Here is an 18,614-nt window from a genome sequence, read left to right on the forward strand (position 1 = left end):
GGAGAACTTAAATGCACTTATTAATGACAGTATTATTGCTGCTGCTTTGTTTACTAATTTCCAATGTAATTAGTCACTACACCCCATTTATTCCCACAGCCTTAACTCAAATAGCTCTTGGGGTAATAATTGCCCTTGTATTCAAGAATATTTCATTTCCAATAGAAACAGAATGGTTCTTGTTACTATTTGTAGCACCTCTTCTATACAATGATGGGAGACATTTTCCTCGTGAAGAGTTGTGGAAGATGAGGTTTCCCATATTTGGAAACGCCCTTGTCCTTGTTCTTTTAACAACCCTTGGAGGAGGGTATTTTATTCATTGGATGGTACCAGATATTCCTCTTGCTGCAGCCTTTGCTTTAGCAGCTATTTTATCACCAACAGACCCTGTAGCTGTTAATGGAATTGCAAAAAGAATTCATATTCCTGAAAGAGTATTAAACCTCGTTAGGGGAGAATCTTTAATAAATGATGCATCCGGTTTAGTTGCCTTTAATTATGCAGTAGCGGCAGTAGTAACAGGTTACTTTTCTCTACAAAAAGCAATATTTGACTTTTCTTATATGTTTCTCCTTGGAGCAGTTTTAGGATTAATACTTGGTTTGGTTGTAACATTAGTACGATTTGCCTTGCGTAAAGAAGGAATAAATGATGTAGTGTTTCACTCGTTGTTACAAGTGTTAACTCCATTTATCATCTTTATTATTACAGAGGAACTTTTACATGCCTCTGGAGTTATTGCAGTGGTAGTAGCTGGTATTGTTCACTCATTGATAAGAGAACAAACAGAAACTATTATAGCAGAAGAGCAAGTACTTACGGAAAATATATGGTCAATTGTTTTATTTGTTTTAAATGGTATTGTATTTCTACTACTAGGACTAAACATTCCTTCATCAATGAGTGAAACGGTAGCTAATCCTAATATGGACAATTGGTTAGTTATTGGCTATGTTATTGCAATAGGATTTGTTATTTTAGGCATTCGCTTCATTTGGTCCTATGCTTTTCTCTATTATGAATATGCTCTGAAAAAAACAAAGGATGCTGAAAAGCCAAACCTGAAAACAGCATTGGTAATTAGTTTAACAGGAGTTCGTGGTACAGTTACCATGGCAGGTGTGCTGTCAATTCCTCTATTTTTGGCCAGTGGAGAGCCATTTCCAGAACACTCATTGATACTCTTTTTAGCAGCTGGTGTAATTTTATTTACATTAATAGTTGCCACAATATTTCTGCCTATCTTAAGTAAAGGGGAAACAACAGAGGGAGAAGTATTAAGTCAAATTGATTTAGGGGAGGCAAAGAGAAAGCTTTTACTAGTAGCCATTAAAAAAATTAAGTTAGAAATAAAGGAAGAAAATGAATCTGTAGCTTATGAATTAATTGATGAATATAAGATTGCATTTCAAAAGCTCCAATCAGAACAGAGTATTACAGAAGAAGGAGCACAGCTTTACCAGCAAAGAATGAGAGAAATAAGATTAATGGCATTAAGAGCTGAAAGAAAATATATCCATGAAGTAATGGACAAAAAAGGAATGGATGAAACAGTTTTTGAAACCTTTGAAAAATCTCTTGATTATAGGGAAGAAGCTTTATCAAACAACGTCCGTTCTGAAATAATGTATCTTATAAGAAAGATGATAAGAACTTGGAAACGTTTTAATAGTCGTTGCTATAAAGATGAAGAAACTAGATTAGCTAAATTACGTTTAGGGAAGGATATTCAATTAAAGGCTTTTGAAGCAGCTCTTAAATACTTGGAAGAGTATAGAAGAGAGCAGGAAAAATCAGATATTGTTTATGCAGTGATTTTGGATTATAGGAGAATGATTAATCGATTGAAGCGCCGAAATACAGCATATAACGAAAAAAGCGAGGAACAAAAGGAAGAATTACGAATTAAAATTATGGACATGGAGCGTTCAGAAATTCATCGAATGTATGAAGCAGGGGAAATTAACAGGGAAAATGCAAAGGAATTAAGAAGATATGTTAACTATATTGAAAGTGTTATTTTACATAAACCTGTTGAATAAATTAATATGATTATTATAAAATATAGAGACGCACTAATATAATTTAAGGAGAAGGTTAAATGGAGGAATATATTATAGCAGTTGATGAAAATGATAAAGAGTTAGGTCCTATAGAAAAGATGGAAGCTCATGAAAAAGGGGTACTACATAGAGCCTTTTCCATATTCATCTTCAATTCCAAGGATCAATTACTATTGCAAAAAAGATATAGTGGAAAATATCATTCGGGGGGACTTTGGACTAATACTTGCTGCAGTCACCCCCGATACAAGGAAAAGCTAGAAGAAGCAATATACAGAAGGCTTAAGGAGGAAATGGGATTTACCTGTGAACTTACCAAGCTATTTAGCTTTTGTTACAAGGTGAATTTTGAAAATAGCCTTACTGAAAACGAATATGATCATGTTTTTATTGGAACCTATGACGGTGAAATAGTTCCAAATGAAAATGAGGTTGAAGATTATAAATGGATTGATATTGATGAAGTTAAGCGTGATATCAAAAACAATGGTCATTTATATACCTTCTGGTTTAAATCTGTGCTTGATAAGGTTATCGAATCATATTACTTAAGTAAAGAATAAATAATATCCTCATAAATATCAGGAACAACATTAAAAGAATAGGATATATTTAACCTTTCTGTGTACTTATGAAAGTCTTTTCCAAAGCCACCTATAACCGCTCCTGGAATGTCTAGTTTTTTTAGATTTTCCAGTGGTAGGTTATAATTGATTTTAGAAGAAAGCATATTTGAAGACAACACATTTATTTCGGAGGAATTGGCATCAGAAAGTCCTGTATAGCTTAAATCACTTATACCCATAAAGTAGTTATCTTTTTTAATTACCACATTGTGCTTATTTGATGCCTCGTTTATAGCCTTATCTACTGCATCTAGGAATTTAACATGGGCAGCAGCTTCTCCATTAATATGCCTATCTGGATAATAAGGTGGTGCAAAGCCAATGACTATCATAGGAACTTTATTAGGATACTTATCATAGGTTTCCTTTATTATTTTAATTGCAATGGTCTGATTGTCTAATTTTTCATCCATCCAATTACTTATTAAGTTATCTAGGTGTGTATTAAATTCATCACCATAGGATGACTTTACTTCATTAAGTAGCTCCTCATAGGTCATAACGCAAGGCTTAATATTAAGAGAGGAACATTTTATATTAGCCATCTTTTCATACAACTCTTTACTTTTGTTAATACTATTAAGTGCACTTTCAAAGGCATCGCTACAAATTCTTTTTAACTTCTCCATAAGCTGTTCTGGAGACATATTAAGAGTTAAAAGATTATAGTAAGAAGCAGCATATAGAGGTATTTGAACAGAGTATAATTCCTTTAAATCAGTTTGCTTTAGGCAAAGAGGTGGTGGAGCAGTCTCACCGAAGGAGGAATCGCAAAACTCTGTATTATACTCAAAGAGCCTGTTTACTTCAGAAGCAAGAAGATTAGCACTTACAGAGTTAAAAGGCTCACAGACATGAGACTCCTTACCTGCAAAGAAAAATAGAGGCATTACCTTTCCTACAGAACCAAGATAAACATATCTGTCTTTATCATGAGGAACCTTAGGCAGGCAGCACTCAGACACAAGAGCACCTACATAGTTAAATCCAAGTTCATCTTTAAGTTTAGTAAGGTAAGGAATGGCTCCAAGCATTCCCTCTGAGTTGCTTTCTTCTCCTGGAACTGCTAAGAAAATTATATTTCCCTTGAAATCCGACCTTTCTGAAAAAGTTCTTAGAAGTTCAATATTAAGGGCAATTCCAAACTTCATGTCAGCAGTTCCTCTTCCAAATATATAGTCACCGGAGCTAAGATCTTCAAGAGCTTCGTCATAAAGACCAAGTTCAGATATCCTGTCCACTAATTTTGTAGGATTGAAAGCAAGTTCTTTTAGATGACCAAAATCATCAACAGCTACAACATCTAAATGTCCATTTAGTATTAGCGTTTTATCAGAGCTATTCTGTGAACGTACAATGGCAGAGACAAAATATCTATTTAGTGGGTCATTCTCTATTTTATTAAGGATTAGGTCTTGTGGGTTTTTTATAAAGTAAGGAATTTCACTTAAAATACCATATATCTTTTGAGCTGTGAAATTTTCACTAGAAGTTCCGGAGATTCCGGGAACTTCTACAAGTTCAAGTAATGTTTTCATCAGTCTATCTTTCATTTTCATTAAAATCACCTTCTATATAAATAATATTTTATTCTTCTTTAACTCTTGGAGAGCCAGAGATTTTAACCTTAGCCTTTTCCTTCTTCAATGTCTCTTCAATATGTTTTATCTCTTTTACCTGTTCTTTATATATGGATACATCCTCTAGAGCAACCTTATGTTTTGTAAACTGAACCTGTTCTTCGCTAATAGGTATACGTATAATTTCTTTAGGAATATCTTTGTCTTTTGGCGTAGATGAATCAAGGAACCTCCTTTCAATTACTAGTTCTTCCCGTATAACAGGTATAGTAAAAGTTTTTTCCTCAGTAAAGGTTTCTCTATAGACCTTTACTTCTCCTGTTTGAATCCACTTTTTTGCTATATCAAGTTCTTCTTCTTTTATTTGAAGAGTAACCTTCTTATCATAATTATCGGTTTCTTTCATATTCTCAACCTTTTTGGTATCCATTTCACAGTCCATATCTTTGCCTCCATTCTCAGAAAAAACACCTCAAGAATCATTTAAGGGATTCAGAGGTGTTTTTTATTTTAGTTATTGCATATCTGTTTTATTATCTGTGCCGTTGTCAACTACGTTAGCATCACCTGTGGTATTTACACGAGCTTCTTCACGCTTAAGAGTTTCGTCTATATGTTCTGTATCCTCTATAACATGTTTATGAGCAGAAACTTCTCCTGTTACTACTGTACGTTTATTTACATCCACTTTCTCTTCGCTGACAGGAATTCGGATAGTTTCTTCATCGGTGATAGGCGAATCACTTACTTCGTTATTCAAGTTAGTTCTCTCGATGACTACTTCTTCGCGAGTTACAGGAACATCAACACTCTTTTGCTCCTCTACAATTTCCTTACTAAGCTCTACTTCACCTTTTTGCACTCTGTTCTTAGTAATATCAAGCTCTTCTTTGCGGAGGCGAAGCTTTGCATTATCCTCATTACTTTCTTTTTTAGTATCATCGTTATTTCCAAACATTCCATCAAATATTCCCATATGTTAATACCTCCATTACTCAGTAATTTCTATTCATTCATAGAATACCCTTTAAATAAATATATTATCCTATTGAAAAAACTCAAAATGAAGGCAATTTTAAAGAGAATATAGTTAAGTTCTTATAGCCTAAAACCTAATTCCTCTTAAATTTTCAAACTAAGTGAGTTAGCAGGAGCTGATGATATAACGTAATCTCTAAACTTTTTTACTATAGGAGACATATAGGAGTTTTTAAGCCAGCCTATATAAATAACCTTGCGTCCAATGTTTTCCTTTATTTTTATAATAGATAGTGCACTAGTATTAATGAGAGGAGTATTAGGAACTATGGTAATGCCAGCACCAGCAGCCACTAGTCCTCCCAGCATACTAGCTTCGTTAGGTTGTATAGATATCTTAGGCGCGCGATTTATAAATTCAGAGCAGGAAAGCATCTTGTCTTTATCTCCTTCATGAAATACAATAAAGGATTCATTTTTTAAATCTTTTAAAGAAACCTCCACTTCTTTTGAGAGGTGATGATTCTTGGGCACAATAAGCACATATTCCTCTTCCTTTACTGGTATAGATTCAATTTCACTATGTGTATGAATGTCATCCAGGTTGTCATAAAAGCCTAAGTCTATTTTACCGTCTCTTAAATCATTTAATATTTCTGGGACAGATTCATGACTAAATTGAAATTTGGTATGAGGACAGCAGCTTAAAAAATCACTAATTATAAAGGGCATAAAGTAAGTACCAATACAATAGGTAGAGGCAATAGAAATAATTCCTTTATCAGGATCTACCATATCCTGCAATTCTCGAATACCTTTTTCGATTTCCAATAAGGCTAGATTGCTATGCTTTAAGAAGGCTTCACCAAAGGAAGTAAGTTTAACATTACGTCCAGTTCTTTCGAATAAAGGTACATTTAGTTCAGCCTCTAGTTTAGAAATTGCTTTGCTTAAAGCTGGTTGAGTTACTGATAATAAAGTTGCAGCAGTGGTGAAGTTTTCAGTCTCAGCTATTTTTTTCAAATACTCTAATTGTTGTAAATTCATTTTAGAACTCCTTATTATTTATATAAGAAAAATATTGCTAATCTATAACTTTTGGTTATGGATATGTGAATATTATTAATTGGACAATAGCAATTATTTGATGATATAATCCTTAATGTGCTAAAGGATTTATATAAATTTATTATAAATTTTATTTATGCATAAGTCAAAGTTATAGAAGCTCAATTATATATTAAAATTTTAAAAAAGAATGTAATATAAATAAATTAATTTTTAATATTAAAAAATGTGGGAGTGGATTGTTATGATGAAGGTAAATACTGAAAAATGTATAGGCTGTGGACTATGTGTTAAGGACTGTTTTCCAAAGGATATAGAAATAATTGATGGAAAAGCTAAGATTAATAATGAAACCTGTATTAAATGTGGACACTGTATTGCTGTATGTCCTAAGGATGCAGTATCAACAGATGAGTACAACATGGAAGAAGTAAAGAACTATAATAAAGAAGAGTTTTCAGTGGAGGCAGATAATTTATTAAACTTTATTAAGTTTAGAAGAACTGTAAGACAATTTAAGGATAAAAAAGTAGAAGATGAAAAGCTTGCTAAAATTATAGAAGCAGGTAGATTTACTCAGACTGGAAGTAACCTTCAGGATGTATCTTATGTAGTAGTAAGAGAAGGCATGGAAGAACTTAAAGCTTTAACTTTCGAAAGTCTTAAGGGCTTAGGAGAATACATGCTGGCTAATTTAACTCCTGAAACTATGAGATTCAAAAGATATGCTGAGATGTGGGTAAACATGGGTGAGGAGTACAAGAAAAACCCTGAAAGTGATAGATTATTCTTCAATGCTCCAGCAGTAATAGTAGTTACAGCTGACTCAGAGGTAAATGGAGCACTAGCTTCTTCGAATATGGAACTTATGACTGACGCTTTAGGTCTTGGAACTTTCTTCAGTGGCTTCTTTGTAAGAGCAGCACAGGATAACAAAAAAATTATGGACTTCCTTGGAGTTAAGGAAGGTAAGAAAATCGTAACTTGTATGGTAATAGGATATCCTGATGTGAAGTATTCAAGAACTGTACCTAGAAAGGAAGCACAGGTATCCTGGAAATAAAGATAGTATACCTTTTAATTATTAAGATATAAATATGTGTAGCATCCTAATCTGCTGATTAGAATAGTTACGGCCCTTTACAACACAATACTTATTGAAACCCAGTACTTTTACAGGTGCTGGGTTTTGTGTTATATACCTTTCATTAAATTTGTGCAAAGCAGCATAAAATAAATATATAATTTCTACATCATTGCTAAAAACATAGTATAATTAAAAAACAGGTAATATTTTGGAATTATTAGTAAACAGGAGAGTAGGTAACATGAACTATAAAGTATATATTATAGAAGATGATTTATCCATAAGTGCTTTGCTGCAGGAATATATAGTGAAATACGGTTTTCAGGCTAAGGCAGCAGAAGACTTTCAGGAAATCCTTAATGACTTTAATGAATATAATCCAGATTTAGTATTGCTAGATGTTAACTTGCCTAAGTATGATGGTTTCTACTGGTGCAGAAAGATTAGACAGCAGTCAAAGATTCCTATAATATTTATCTCTGCAAGAGATAGTGGCATGGATCAGATAATGGCTCTAGAAAGTGGAGCAGATGATTATATTACAAAGCCTTTCTACTATGATGTGGTTATAGCAAAAATAAAAAGCCACATAAGAAGAACTTATGGTGAGTATGCGCCTAAGGTAGAGGAAAAAATAGTAGAAGTTGATGGTCTTAAGCTCTATCCAGAAAGATCAGAACTAGAATTTAAAGGGGAAAGAGTAATTATAACTAAAAGAGAGGGTATACTTTTAGAATATCTAATGAAAAAGTATCCTAAGGTAGTCAGCAGAAACTTTCTTTTAGAAAAGATATGGGATGATTTAGATTTTGTAGAGGAGAATACCTTAAGTGTAAACATCAGTAGAATAAGAAAAAGACTTCAGGAGTTAGGCATAGATAAGGCAATAGAAACTATAAGAGGAGCAGGTTATAGATTAAATAAAACCTGGTGATTGATTATGAAATTATTTTTAAAGGATAACAAAGGTTATATTTTTACATACCTATTAGGGTTGGCTCTCACCATTATATACTCCAGCCTTAAGGGATTTATAGAAACAAGTGAGATTATATACATACTTATTTTTAATACCGTTATTTTGTTTACCTTTTTAGCTTTTAGGTATTATAAAAATAGACAGTTGTATAGACTTTTAAGACATAGAGTGAATTCTCTAAATGATGCTTTTACAGAACTTGGAGGCTCAGAATTAAGTAAAAATGTATCTGAGATATTAAAGAAGCTACACAATTTATACAAAGCTGAAATAGAAAAGGGAAATAAGCTTCATAGAGATCATCTTAGATTTATTAATCAATGGATACATCAAATGAAGACACCTCTGTCTGTAATCCAGCTTCAGCTTCAACAGTATGAAGGCGAAGAGGAATTTGAGGAAATGCAGGAGGAGGTCAGCAGGTTAAATGCAGGGTTAAATATGGCGATGTATTTTGCAAGATTAAGTTCCTTTCAAAAGGATCTATTAGTAGAAAGAGTTAACTTGAAAAGGCAGGTTTTGGATACCGTTAACGAGGAAAAGAAGAGTTTTATAAAAAATGGAATAATCCCTAGAGTTGAGATAGATGAAGATATGCAAGTTTATACTGATGGAAAGTGGTTAAAGTTTGTATTGAAGCAGCTCATAGTTAATGGAATAAAATATTCAAAGGGTAAAGGAAAAGAATTAATTATAAAAGCTGAGGGAAGCAGGTTAACTGTTATTGACTATGGAATTGGAATCCCTAAGAAGGATATCAAAAGAGTATTTGATCCATTCTTCACTGGAGAAAACGGACGAAAGTATGGAGAGTCTACGGGGATGGGGCTATACATAACGAAAGAGGTATGCAAGAGTTTAGGACATGAGGTAGAGATAGAGTCTTTAGTTGATGAAGGAACAACAGTTACAATAAAGTTCAAGAACTAAGAGCTGCTGAAAAGATTAAAAAACATCTATTTTTCAATCTTACACAACTGTCACATAACTGTAAGATTAACCAATACTACATTCTTTATTATTAGTATAAACTATAGTCAGTAATAAAGTTTGTAAGGAGAAGTGATAGGGTATGGATTTAATTTTTATATTAAAGGCAGTTTTAATTGCTGTAGTAGAGGGAATAACGGAATTTATTCCTGTGTCTTCTACAGGGCATATGATATTAGTTGGATGGGCTATTGGCTTTAAAGGGGAATTTGCAAAGATGTTTGAAGTTGTAATTCAACTTGGAGCAATAATGGCAGTTGTTGTTTTGTACTGGGGGAAAATAGAAGAAAGCATAAGAGACTTTTTAAAGTTTATAATTACTAGAGGAAGAGAAGGAAAGACTGGCTTTAGGTTTGGAATAAACGTTATTACAGCTTCTATTCCAATGGCAGTTGTAGGAGTGTTATTCTACGATAAGATAAAATCAAAGTTTGTACCAGAAGCAGTTATATTAGGATTTATTGTAGGAGGGTTCCTATTAATAATAATTGAAAAAGTATATAGAAATAAGGCTCACAGAGTAGAAAGCTTAGATAACATAACAGTTATGCAGGCCTTTAAGGTTGGAGTACTGCAGCTTTTAGCTGTATGGCCGGGAATGTCAAGAAGTGCTTCTACAATTATGGGAGGATGGGTTGCTGGGTTATCAACAGCAGCAGCAGCGGAGTTTTCCTTCTTTATAGCTATCCCAGCTATGGTAGGGTCTTCAGCAAAGGATCTTTTCGAATTTGATTTTTCTATAATGACAGGGACTTTATGGGTTTCACTAGCAGTAGGTTTTATTGTGGCTTTTATAGTAGCCTTAATAGTTATTAAGAAGTTTATTGATTATCTAAAAAAGAAACCAATGAAGGTCTTTGCAGTGTATAGAATTGCAGCAGGTACTTTGCTAGGGATATTAGTACTAACAAATATTATTACTTTAACATAGCAGGGGGAAAAGTATGGAGATTTTGCAAGTTACAAACCTAAGTAAGGTATATGGAAGTAAGGTAGTATTTAGTGCCTTAGACAATATAAGTTTTACCATAGAAGAAGGAGAATTTGTAGGAATAATGGGACCTTCCGGAAGTGGCAAGACAACGCTGTTAAATATGATTTCAACAATAGATAAACCTACTTCTGGAGAACTAAAAATAAAAGACAGAAATCCTTTAAAGCTTAAAGGAGATGACCTTGCTTTATTTAGAAGGAGAGAATTAGGCTTTGTTTTTCAGGACTTTAATTTGTTGGATACTTTAACAGTTGGTGAAAATATTGTGCTTCCACTTACTCTAGATGGAGTGTCTGTTAAGGAGCAGGATAAAGCTTTAGATAGAATAGCAAGGATACTTGGTATAGAAGAGCTTTTAAACAAAAGAACCTTTGAGATATCAGGAGGACAGGCGCAGAGAACAGCAATTGCAAGAGCATTAATTCACAGGCCTGCCTTACTTCTGGCGGATGAACCAACAGGCAATCTAGACTCAAAGTCAGCGAAGACTGTAATGGAATTGCTAAAAGAGATAAATGAAAGGGAAAAGGTAACTACAATGATGGTAACCCATGACCCTTTATCTGCAAGCTATTGCAGCAGAATCTTATTTATCAAGGATGGAGCCATATATAACGAGATTTATAGAGGTGACAGCAGACAGCAGTTTTATCAGGAAATTATTGATTTACTTGCACTACTGGGAGGAAGTAACTAATGAACTTAAGAGAATTTGCTGCTAAAAATGTGCTTAGAAATATAAGCGGATATTTTGATTACTTTTTAAGCAGCACCATATCCGCAGCCTTACTATTTTCCTTCACTATGATTATATTTCATCCAGGTTTTCAAGCAGATCTGCTGCCACTGTATTTACAAAAGGCTCTTAATATGACCACAATTATTGCCTATCTATTTTTATCCTTCTTTGTATTTTATTCAGTAAGTGTATTTTTAAAAAGTAGGTATAAAGAATTCGGAATACTTTATATTACAGGTTCCTCTAAAAAGCAGATACAAAGGATGATAACTACTGAAAACATACTAATTAGTTCAGTAGCTGGAGTGTTAGGCATAATGCTAGGCTTAGTTTTCTCAAAAATACTTTTAGCAGTTAGTGGAAAGCTGTTAGGATATAGTGCATTAGGCTTTTACTTTCCAACCAAAGCTGCAGTTATTACTTTCACTGCTTTTCTAATAATAGGTATAGTAATTTCGCTGCTTTGTTCCTTCATTATAAAGGAAGATAGGGTTTTAACTTTACTTAAAGGATCTAAAAAGCCAAAACCAGAGCCAAAGACATCTATTTTTCTTACAGTTATATGCATAGTATTGTTAGCTACAGGTTATTACTTGTCCATTACAGCCAATATAAAGACAATAGCTAATAGAATAATACCAGTAACAACAATGGTTATTGCAGCCACATATTTATTATTTTCTCAATTAAGTATATTTATAATTAAGTTAATTAAAAAAAATAAGAAAGTATACAGGAATAAAACTAAAATGCTCTGGGTATCAAATTTATTGTACAGAGTAAAAGACAATACGAGAATATTTTTCCTCATTACTATAACCTCAGCAGTGGCTCTTTCAGCTGTAGGGTCAGTATATGCTTATTGGAGGGATAAGGAAGAGCAGATAAACAGAAGTTTTCCTCAGGCTTTTTTCTTAGCTAATAGGGATAACAATAAAAGTAGAGCAGACTTTATAGAGAATGCCTTGAAAAGAGAGAGAATAGATTACACTAAGACTAAGGGCGAAATGAAATTTATTATTCCAGATGGATATAAAGAAGAAGTTGCCATAATTAAAGAAACTGCCTACAAAGAATTAGCAGCCATGATATCTCTAGGCACAATTCCCTTTAATGAGGATGAGAGTATAATAGTTTCTACCTTAGCTCAGAAGGAGAAAAAGTCTATTATATTAAATAACATAGAATTAAAGCTTACTGGAAAGAATGACAGAAGAATACTACCTGCCTTTTATGGAGAGGTATATGTGGTTAAAGATAATGTATATGAAAATATAAAAGGAGCTAAAAACTATTTTTGGGTCTTTAACGTTGAGAATTATAAGAGCACATTAAAGATATGCAAGGATTATCATAATAATTTTGGAGAAGACAAAATAGGCAGCTACTATAATAATTTTCTTAAGGCTAATATATTAGAAGGAACTAAGATAGCCTATGGGATAATTTTATTCAGTTCAATATTTATAGGACTTATATTTCTAATAACAACGGCAAGCTTCTTGTATAACAAGTGTTATATGGATATTCTAGAGGATAAAAAGAAGTATAAGCAGCTCTATAAAATAGGGCTAACCTATAAGGAGATAAAGAGGATATTAACTATCGAAATAGGAGTATTGTTTTTATTTCCTTATATAATTGCTGTGATACACTCCTTTTTTGCACTCTCTTCCCTAAAATATGCCTTTGAACTAGAGATAACTACAGCGGCTTTTCTAGTTATGGGAGGCATGATGGTAGTTCAGGTTATCTATTTTCTAGTTATAAGAAAAAGCTACTTAGTAGAGATTAAAAGGGCATTGTCATCGTAAAGATTTAATATTAACCATGAACATAGTAGAAAGCTCTGCATATAATAAATTGATGTAATGTTTAATTGGAGGAAAATCATGTACCGAGACTATGAAATGGAAGATTATATGCCTTTTCAGTATCCTATGATGTGCCCAATGATGATGTATAGAATGGAAGAGGAAGAAACGGAAAGAAAAATGAAGCAGCCACAACAACAGCCGCAAAATTATGCTCAGCCTATTAAAGCACAGCCTCAAAAATATGCTCAGCCAAAACCACAACCTCAGCCACAAAAAACGCCACAATATATACCACCGCCAGTACAGCCAGTAAAAGTACAGCCACAGATACAGCCGCAAAACATGGAATTAAATATACAGGCTCATATGGAGCCACAAAACATGGGGTTAAATATACAGCCGCAGATGCAACCACAAAGTATGGGATTAAATATACAGCCACAGATGGAACCACAAAATCTAGGATTAAATATACAACCGCAGATGCAGCCACAAAGTATGGGATTAAATATACAACCACAAATGGAGCCACAAAACTTAGGATTAAACATACAGCCACAGATGCAGCCACAAAACATGGAATTGAATATACAACCAAAGATGGAGCCGAAAAGCATGGAATTAAATATACAGCCAAAGATGGACGCGCAAAGCATGGAGTTAAATATACAACCAAAGATGGAATCACAAAGTATGCCATTAAATATACAGCCAAAAATGGAATCACAAGATATGGAGCTTAATATACAACCTAAGGTTGGCTCAGTGGTAATGGATCCAATAAAGGTGCAGTTTAAAATAGAGCCAGTAGTAGAAAATACAAATATACAGTTAAAAATTCATCCGATAGTACAGCCTGTAGAGCAGCCTATAATGATAAAACCTCAAGTTATGCAGCCTATGATGCCATGTCCACCAATGCCAAAACAGCCGTACCCTATGATGAAACCTATGTGTCATATGGTAAAAAGACCATGCCCTATGATGATGAAAGCCCCATGTCACATGATGGGTCACCCAGCTATGAAGCCTGCCATGTCATATCCAATGATGAAGAAGTCATGCCACTGCATGAAGGAGTCTTGGGATGATATCACTGATGATACCACAACGGATTAGCAGTCTGCTTACCAAGCAGTTATATAATAGAGAAGCTTTTATAACCATATAAAAATAAGCTCGGCAAAGGTCGGGCTTATTTTTTATTAACTTTCAAGACTTCCGATAAGTACTTTAGTAAAAAATAAAAAATAAAAACCATAAAAACATAGTATAATTATATTATTAGAGTTAACTATAGTACTTAAAATAAAACAACAAGGTAAGGGGGAGAAAATGAATATAAAAAAGTTAGAAGAAATAATTTTCAAACCAGCCTCCAATTTAATGAAAAAAACTGGAGAAGAGGTCTTTAAGAGAGGACTAGTTTCCGGTATAAGAGGAAGAAAGATAGAAAACTTCTACCATATTTATGGAGATGTACTAAACGCAGTAACCCATAATGAATTTAAGACTCATATAAAAATAAATTTATCAGATAAAAAAGTAGAGGCTGTAAGCTGTGGTTGCAGTGACTTTAAAGAGCTATCTAAAACCAGGAAATTATTTATGTGTCAGCATTTAACCGGCACTGGATATAAGTTTTTAAACCAGCTTTACAAGAAAAAAGAAAATCAGAAAGAATTGCCTAAGAAGGAAATTGAGAAGGATAAGGTAGCTGTTGGAATAAAGGTAACTCATAAGTTGTGGAAGGGTGTAACTACCTATGAGCTGGAGTTTCGTCTAGGCTTTGAACATAAGTATTTAATTGATGACTTAAGAAGCTTTATTTCAGCATTAGACAAAGAGAAAAAAATATATTTCAATAATCAGTTTGCCTACAATCCCGTGAATCATGAAATTCGCCTCAGTGATATGAAAATTATAGATTTCATAAGGGAAAAAGTCCATACAAACAAGAATATTTCAAGCACAGGTAGGAATTTAATAATAGACCCTAAGGAATTAAGAAAGTTTCTAAGCTGTATTCTTGAAGATAAAATTATATTTAAATATAAGGGTATAGAATATAAAACCTTTGTTTTTAAAGAAGATTTACCACTTAGCTTCACTCTTAAAGAAAAAGACGACCATCTTATATTAACAACTCATAAAAAACTTCCTATTATTTTAAATGAAAATAGGGACGTATATCTTTTTAATGATGAACTCTATCTTCCTTCAGAAAATCAAATTAGAAAATATAATCTCTTATATGAAGGGTTTCAAAAAAATGGTAGAGTGCAGTTTGTTAAAACTATACAAAATTATAATAAGCTTATTTCCTTACTAAACAGTATTTCGAAAAATGTTACTATTTCAGAAGAGGTAAAGAGGTTTTCCTCTAATTCCTTAAGCTTTGAATTCCATATCTATAAGGAAGAAGAATGCATATACTGTGACGTATATGCAACTTATTATAATGAAAAAATCAATATATTAGATGAAAATAGCAGCAAGATGCAGCTTATAAGAGACTTTAGCAGAGAAGAGAAGGTTCTTATGAAGCTAGAATATTACAGGTTTATCAGAAGGGAGAACAAGCTGCTATTTGTTGGCGGAGATGAAGAACTTTTTAATCTTCTAAACAATAGAGAAAATATTATACACTCCCTAGGTTCAGTTACCTTTGGAAAGGGACTAGAGAATATTAAAATATATGACTCCAGGTCTATTGAGATAGACTTATACGAGGAAAATGGCTATCTTAACTTTAATTACAATATTGGAGATATAGATGTTGGGGAATTAAATAATATAATTGAAAGTTATAAGGCAGATAACAGGTTTTACAAAACTAAGGATAACGGGTTCCTGGATTTTGAAGATGAAGGTGTAATAACTTTTCTTAATTTAATTCAGGTATTAAATGAGGATACTAGTATAGAAGACAAATGGATACAAATAGAGAAGAATAAAGTCTTGTATATAACAGAAGCTTTAAAAAATAGGGATTATAAGTTAGGAGAAGGTGTACATTTATTAAAAGATATAGAAAATAAACTAACTGAATTGAATAGTAAAGAACTACTTCTGCCAAGAGACTTAAAGGCGAAGCTTAGAGAATATCAAGTAGGCGGATTTAAGTGGTTTAAAAGCTTAAGTGAGGTTGGTTTTGGTGGCATATTAGCAGATGAAATGGGACTTGGTAAAACCGTTCAAACAATAGCCTTTCTTCTATCTGAAGAGGATAAAAAATCCTTAATAATTACACCTACCTCCTTAATATATAACTGGAAGGATGAATTCAAAAAGTTTTCTCCAACTTTAAGAATAGGAGTTGCTCATGGTAGTTCCAGCGAACATGAAAAGATAATAAGTAACCTGGAGGATTATGATGTTATTTTAACTACCTATGGAACGTTAAGAAATAATATTAAAAAATATAATGAAATTTCATTTGACTACTGCATCATAGACGAGGCACAAAATATAAAAAATTCTGAGGCTCAGACCACAAAGATTGTTAAGGAAGTTAAGGCTAAGACAAGATTTGCACTTACAGGAACACCTATGGAAAACAATTTAATGGAGCTTTGGTCGATATTTGACTTTGTAATGCCAGGATATTTGTACTCTAAGGAAAACTTTTATAAAAAATTTATTTACGACACAGAATTTGATTTAGAAAACCTTAAATTATTAATAAAACCCTTTATTTTAAGAAGAACTAAAAAAGAAGTTATAGAAGAGCTTCCAGATAAAATTGAAAAGAAGATGACTGTACAAATGACTACAGCTCAAAGGGCGGTATACAGCTCTTATATAAAAGATGTGAGAGCAAAGATGAAAAATAATTTTCAGGGGAAAATTGAAGTCTTTTCCTATTTAACAAAGCTGAGACAGATTTGTCTAGATCCCTCTATAATATTAGAGGAATATAAGGGCGGCAGCGGAAAAGTTAGGGCAGCAATGACACTGCTGGAAGAAAACATACACTCTGGAGGTAAAACCTTGTTGTTTTCTCAATTTACCTCAGCATTAAAGAAAATAGGCGAATCCTTAGAGGATAGGAAAATTGAATATTTCTATCTAGATGGATCTACCCCTTCTAAAGAAAGAATTAGACTGGTAAATGAATTTAATAATAGTGAAGAGGTAAAGGTGTTTTTAATTTCCCTAAAAGCAGGAGGAACGGGACTTAACCTTACTTCGGCAAACTTGGTTATTCACTTTGACCCTTGGTGGAATCCAGCAGTAGAAAATCAGGCAACAGATAGAGCTCATAGAATTGGTCAGAGGAATGTAGTAGAAGTAGTTAAGCTAGTTGCCAAAGGTACCATAGAGGAAAAAATACTTACGCTTCAGGAACATAAAAAGGAACTAATTGATAACATTATTACAGGTGAGCTTAAGGATAGCAGCATGATAAATAGGCTGTCAAGAGAAGAACTTGTTCAGCTATTTAATAGAGATTAGTCACTCTATTTTCAGAGCAAATCTTTCTCAAGAGATAATGGTGTCCGTACCTGGGGTACATTTGCACCCCAGGAGTGGGCGCCTTTTCTATTCTTCTCCCTTGCTAACAGGGCTGTCATCGTAGCTAACCCAATCACTCCAGCTGCCTACATAAAGCTTTGGCTTAAAACCTAATTCATCCAATATTATAAAGTTACCACAAGCATCAATTCCTGAACCACATTGAAGAACTATATCCTTATAATTGTTCAAAGGCTTAAAGTATTCTTTTAGTTCATCCTCTGATTTAAATTTTCCCTTTTCATCAAGTACGTTTTTCCAATCGAAGTTTTTTGCCCCAGGTATATGTCCTGCTTTTTTATCAAGGGGTTCAACCTCTCCACGATATCTTTCAGGAGCCCTAGAATCTACTATAATAAAGTCTTTATTGGCCATTTTTCCTTTGATTTCAAATATGTCTGTTTTAATATCTTCCCTTAAGTTTATGTTAAAATCACCTTTCTCAGCCATAGGAACTTCGTTATAAAGAGGATAGCCTTCCTCTATCCAGCTATTTATGCCTCCATTTAACACATAAACTTTATCATGACCAAGATACTTCATCATCCACCAAAATCTCTCTGCTCCTGCAAGCTTTGCCTCATCATAAATTGCAACAGTCTTATCATTACTTATGCCTATGCTTTCAAGCTTATCCTTTAGCATTTTAAGGTCCGGAAGAGGACTTCTTCCTCCATGTTCCTTTTCTTCGTCAGCTAAATCCTTTTTAACATCCAGAAAAAAAGCATTTTTAATGTGCCCTTCTTCATAAAGCTTTTTTCCATAGTCTTTATCAAATAAATCAGCTCTGCAATCTACTATAACTAAATCTTTATCCTCAGCATGTTCATAAAGCCACTTTGATGTAATAAAATTACTCATATACAACACCCCTTTTTTACTTCTTAATATTAATTATATTATAAAATTCCCTAGTTAAAATAAAAGTTTTTAAAAGATTTGTTTTTTTATAGGGGAGTGTGATATAATACTCCATATCATACAAAAAGCTCGTATATCATCGGTAATATGGACCGAAAGTTTCTACCTGCTAGCCGTAAATTAGCAGACTACGAGGTATTGTTTTAGGATAAGCATCGCTCCTAGGGTATATCTAAGATTTAGGCATACCTTAGGGGGGAGACGGATTTTAATCTGATTATCTGGAACTCAACACCTCAATTTTTATTGGG

At 33.3% G+C, this 18,614-nt stretch carries 15 protein-coding genes and 1 riboswitch; of the genes, 10 read left to right on the top strand and 5 right to left on the bottom strand.

What is annotated here, in order from left to right:
• Positions 1–11: 11 nt before the first annotated feature.
• The gene (locus P8V03_RS06380) at positions 12–2,045 is read left to right on the top strand and encodes a Na+/H+ antiporter (RefSeq protein WP_318797345.1); all 2,034 of its coding nucleotides are present in this window, start codon (positions 12–14) and stop codon (positions 2,043–2,045) included.
• Positions 2,046–2,104: 59 nt separating this feature from the next.
• Positions 2,105–2,629: an isopentenyl-diphosphate Delta-isomerase gene (gene idi / locus P8V03_RS06385; protein ID WP_261670616.1), complete on the top strand. Its 525-nt coding sequence runs from the start codon at positions 2,105–2,107 to the stop codon at positions 2,627–2,629.
• Here the strand turns inward: idi and P8V03_RS06390 are convergent.
• The 4 genes from P8V03_RS06390 to P8V03_RS06405 form a co-directional block, all read right to left on the bottom strand.
• Complete coding sequence (locus tag P8V03_RS06390; protein WP_318797347.1) at positions 2,611–4,251, bottom strand: M20/M25/M40 family metallo-hydrolase; 1,641 nt, start codon at positions 4,249–4,251, stop codon at positions 2,611–2,613. The two genes, idi and P8V03_RS06390, sit on opposite strands and share 19 nt — an antisense overlap.
• Before the next feature lie 28 nt (positions 4,252–4,279).
• The gene (locus P8V03_RS06395) at positions 4,280–4,714 is read right to left on the bottom strand and encodes a YsnF/AvaK domain-containing protein (protein WP_261670618.1); all 435 of its coding nucleotides are present in this window, start codon (positions 4,712–4,714) and stop codon (positions 4,280–4,282) included.
• Between the two features lie 72 nt (positions 4,715–4,786).
• On the bottom strand, positions 4,787–5,248 hold the full coding sequence (locus P8V03_RS06400; RefSeq protein WP_318797349.1) for a YsnF/AvaK domain-containing protein: 462 nt from the start codon (positions 5,246–5,248) through the stop codon (positions 4,787–4,789).
• 146 nt (positions 5,249–5,394) lie between these two features.
• Positions 5,395–6,297: a LysR family transcriptional regulator gene (locus P8V03_RS06405; RefSeq protein WP_318797351.1), complete on the bottom strand. Its 903-nt coding sequence runs from the start codon at positions 6,295–6,297 to the stop codon at positions 5,395–5,397.
• Between the two features lie 265 nt (positions 6,298–6,562).
• On the opposite strand from P8V03_RS06405, the gene P8V03_RS06410 reads away from it, so the two are divergent.
• The 8 genes from P8V03_RS06410 to P8V03_RS06445 all read left to right on the top strand — a co-directional run bounded on the left by P8V03_RS06410 (position 6,563) and on the right by P8V03_RS06445 (position 17,382).
• Complete coding sequence (locus P8V03_RS06410; protein ID WP_318797353.1) at positions 6,563–7,381, top strand: nitroreductase family protein; 819 nt, start codon at positions 6,563–6,565, stop codon at positions 7,379–7,381.
• A 265-nt stretch (positions 7,382–7,646) separates the two neighbouring features.
• On the top strand, positions 7,647–8,339 hold the full coding sequence (locus P8V03_RS06415; RefSeq protein WP_318797355.1) for a response regulator transcription factor: 693 nt from the start codon (positions 7,647–7,649) through the stop codon (positions 8,337–8,339).
• A gap of 6 nt (positions 8,340–8,345) precedes the next feature.
• Complete coding sequence (locus tag P8V03_RS06420) at positions 8,346–9,314, top strand: sensor histidine kinase (RefSeq protein WP_318797357.1); 969 nt, start codon at positions 8,346–8,348, stop codon at positions 9,312–9,314.
• A 142-nt stretch (positions 9,315–9,456) separates the two neighbouring features.
• Positions 9,457–10,305 (top strand): undecaprenyl-diphosphate phosphatase, encoded by an 849-nt coding sequence (locus P8V03_RS06425; RefSeq protein ID WP_318797359.1) that lies wholly within the window; start codon positions 9,457–9,459, stop codon positions 10,303–10,305.
• A gap of 13 nt (positions 10,306–10,318) precedes the next feature.
• On the top strand, positions 10,319–11,065 hold the full coding sequence (locus P8V03_RS06430) for an ABC transporter ATP-binding protein (RefSeq protein WP_318797361.1): 747 nt from the start codon (positions 10,319–10,321) through the stop codon (positions 11,063–11,065).
• Complete coding sequence (locus P8V03_RS06435; RefSeq protein ID WP_318797363.1) at positions 11,065–12,921, top strand: ABC transporter permease; 1,857 nt, start codon at positions 11,065–11,067, stop codon at positions 12,919–12,921. The genes P8V03_RS06430 and P8V03_RS06435 overlap by 1 nt, the downstream gene beginning before the upstream one ends.
• Before the next feature lie 78 nt (positions 12,922–12,999).
• Entirely contained in the window at positions 13,000–14,043 is a 1,044-nt protein-coding gene (locus tag P8V03_RS06440; RefSeq protein ID WP_318797365.1) for a polyadenylate binding domain-containing protein, read from the top strand.
• Positions 14,044–14,259: 216 nt separating this feature from the next.
• A complete protein-coding gene (locus tag P8V03_RS06445) occupies positions 14,260–17,382 on the top strand; it encodes a DEAD/DEAH box helicase (protein ID WP_318797367.1) in 3,123 nt (1,040 codons plus the stop codon).
• Between the two features lie 87 nt (positions 17,383–17,469).
• Here the strand turns inward: P8V03_RS06445 and P8V03_RS06450 are convergent, their stop codons facing one another.
• Positions 17,470–18,303: a sulfurtransferase gene (locus P8V03_RS06450; protein ID WP_318797369.1), complete on the bottom strand. Its 834-nt coding sequence runs from the start codon at positions 18,301–18,303 to the stop codon at positions 17,470–17,472.
• Positions 18,304–18,412: 109 nt separating this feature from the next.
• Positions 18,413–18,514, top strand: a riboswitch (purine riboswitch).
• Positions 18,515–18,614 lie beyond the last annotated feature (100 nt).

It is taken from the genome of Clostridium tanneri (assembly GCF_033659955.1).
GTDB lineage: Bacteria > Bacillota > Clostridia > Clostridiales > Clostridiaceae > Clostridium_AM > Clostridium_AM tanneri.

Bases quoted from the DNA above. Each gene is read 5' to 3' on its own strand.
- P8V03_RS06380 (WP_318797345.1), top strand. From the start codon at position 12: ATGCACTTATTAATGACAGTATTATTGCTGCTGCTTTGTTTACTAATT.
- idi (WP_261670616.1), top strand. From the start codon at position 2,105: ATGGAGGAATATATTATAGCAGTTGATGAAAATGATAAAGAGTTAGGT.
- P8V03_RS06390 (WP_318797347.1), bottom strand. From the start codon at position 4,251: ATGAAAATGAAAGATAGACTGATGAAAACATTACTTGAACTTGTAGAA.
- P8V03_RS06395 (WP_261670618.1), bottom strand. From the start codon at position 4,714: ATGGACTGTGAAATGGATACCAAAAAGGTTGAGAATATGAAAGAAACC.
- P8V03_RS06400 (WP_318797349.1), bottom strand. From the start codon at position 5,248: ATGGGAATATTTGATGGAATGTTTGGAAATAACGATGATACTAAAAAA.
- P8V03_RS06405 (WP_318797351.1), bottom strand. From the start codon at position 6,297: ATGAATTTACAACAATTAGAGTATTTGAAAAAAATAGCTGAGACTGAA.
- P8V03_RS06410 (WP_318797353.1), top strand. From the start codon at position 6,563: ATGATGAAGGTAAATACTGAAAAATGTATAGGCTGTGGACTATGTGTT.
- P8V03_RS06415 (WP_318797355.1), top strand. From the start codon at position 7,647: ATGAACTATAAAGTATATATTATAGAAGATGATTTATCCATAAGTGCT.
- P8V03_RS06420 (WP_318797357.1), top strand. From the start codon at position 8,346: ATGAAATTATTTTTAAAGGATAACAAAGGTTATATTTTTACATACCTA.
- P8V03_RS06425 (WP_318797359.1), top strand. From the start codon at position 9,457: ATGGATTTAATTTTTATATTAAAGGCAGTTTTAATTGCTGTAGTAGAG.
- P8V03_RS06430 (WP_318797361.1), top strand. From the start codon at position 10,319: ATGGAGATTTTGCAAGTTACAAACCTAAGTAAGGTATATGGAAGTAAG.
- P8V03_RS06435 (WP_318797363.1), top strand. From the start codon at position 11,065: ATGAACTTAAGAGAATTTGCTGCTAAAAATGTGCTTAGAAATATAAGC.
- P8V03_RS06440 (WP_318797365.1), top strand. From the start codon at position 13,000: ATGTACCGAGACTATGAAATGGAAGATTATATGCCTTTTCAGTATCCT.
- P8V03_RS06445 (WP_318797367.1), top strand. From the start codon at position 14,260: ATGAATATAAAAAAGTTAGAAGAAATAATTTTCAAACCAGCCTCCAAT.
- P8V03_RS06450 (WP_318797369.1), bottom strand. From the start codon at position 18,303: ATGAGTAATTTTATTACATCAAAGTGGCTTTATGAACATGCTGAGGAT.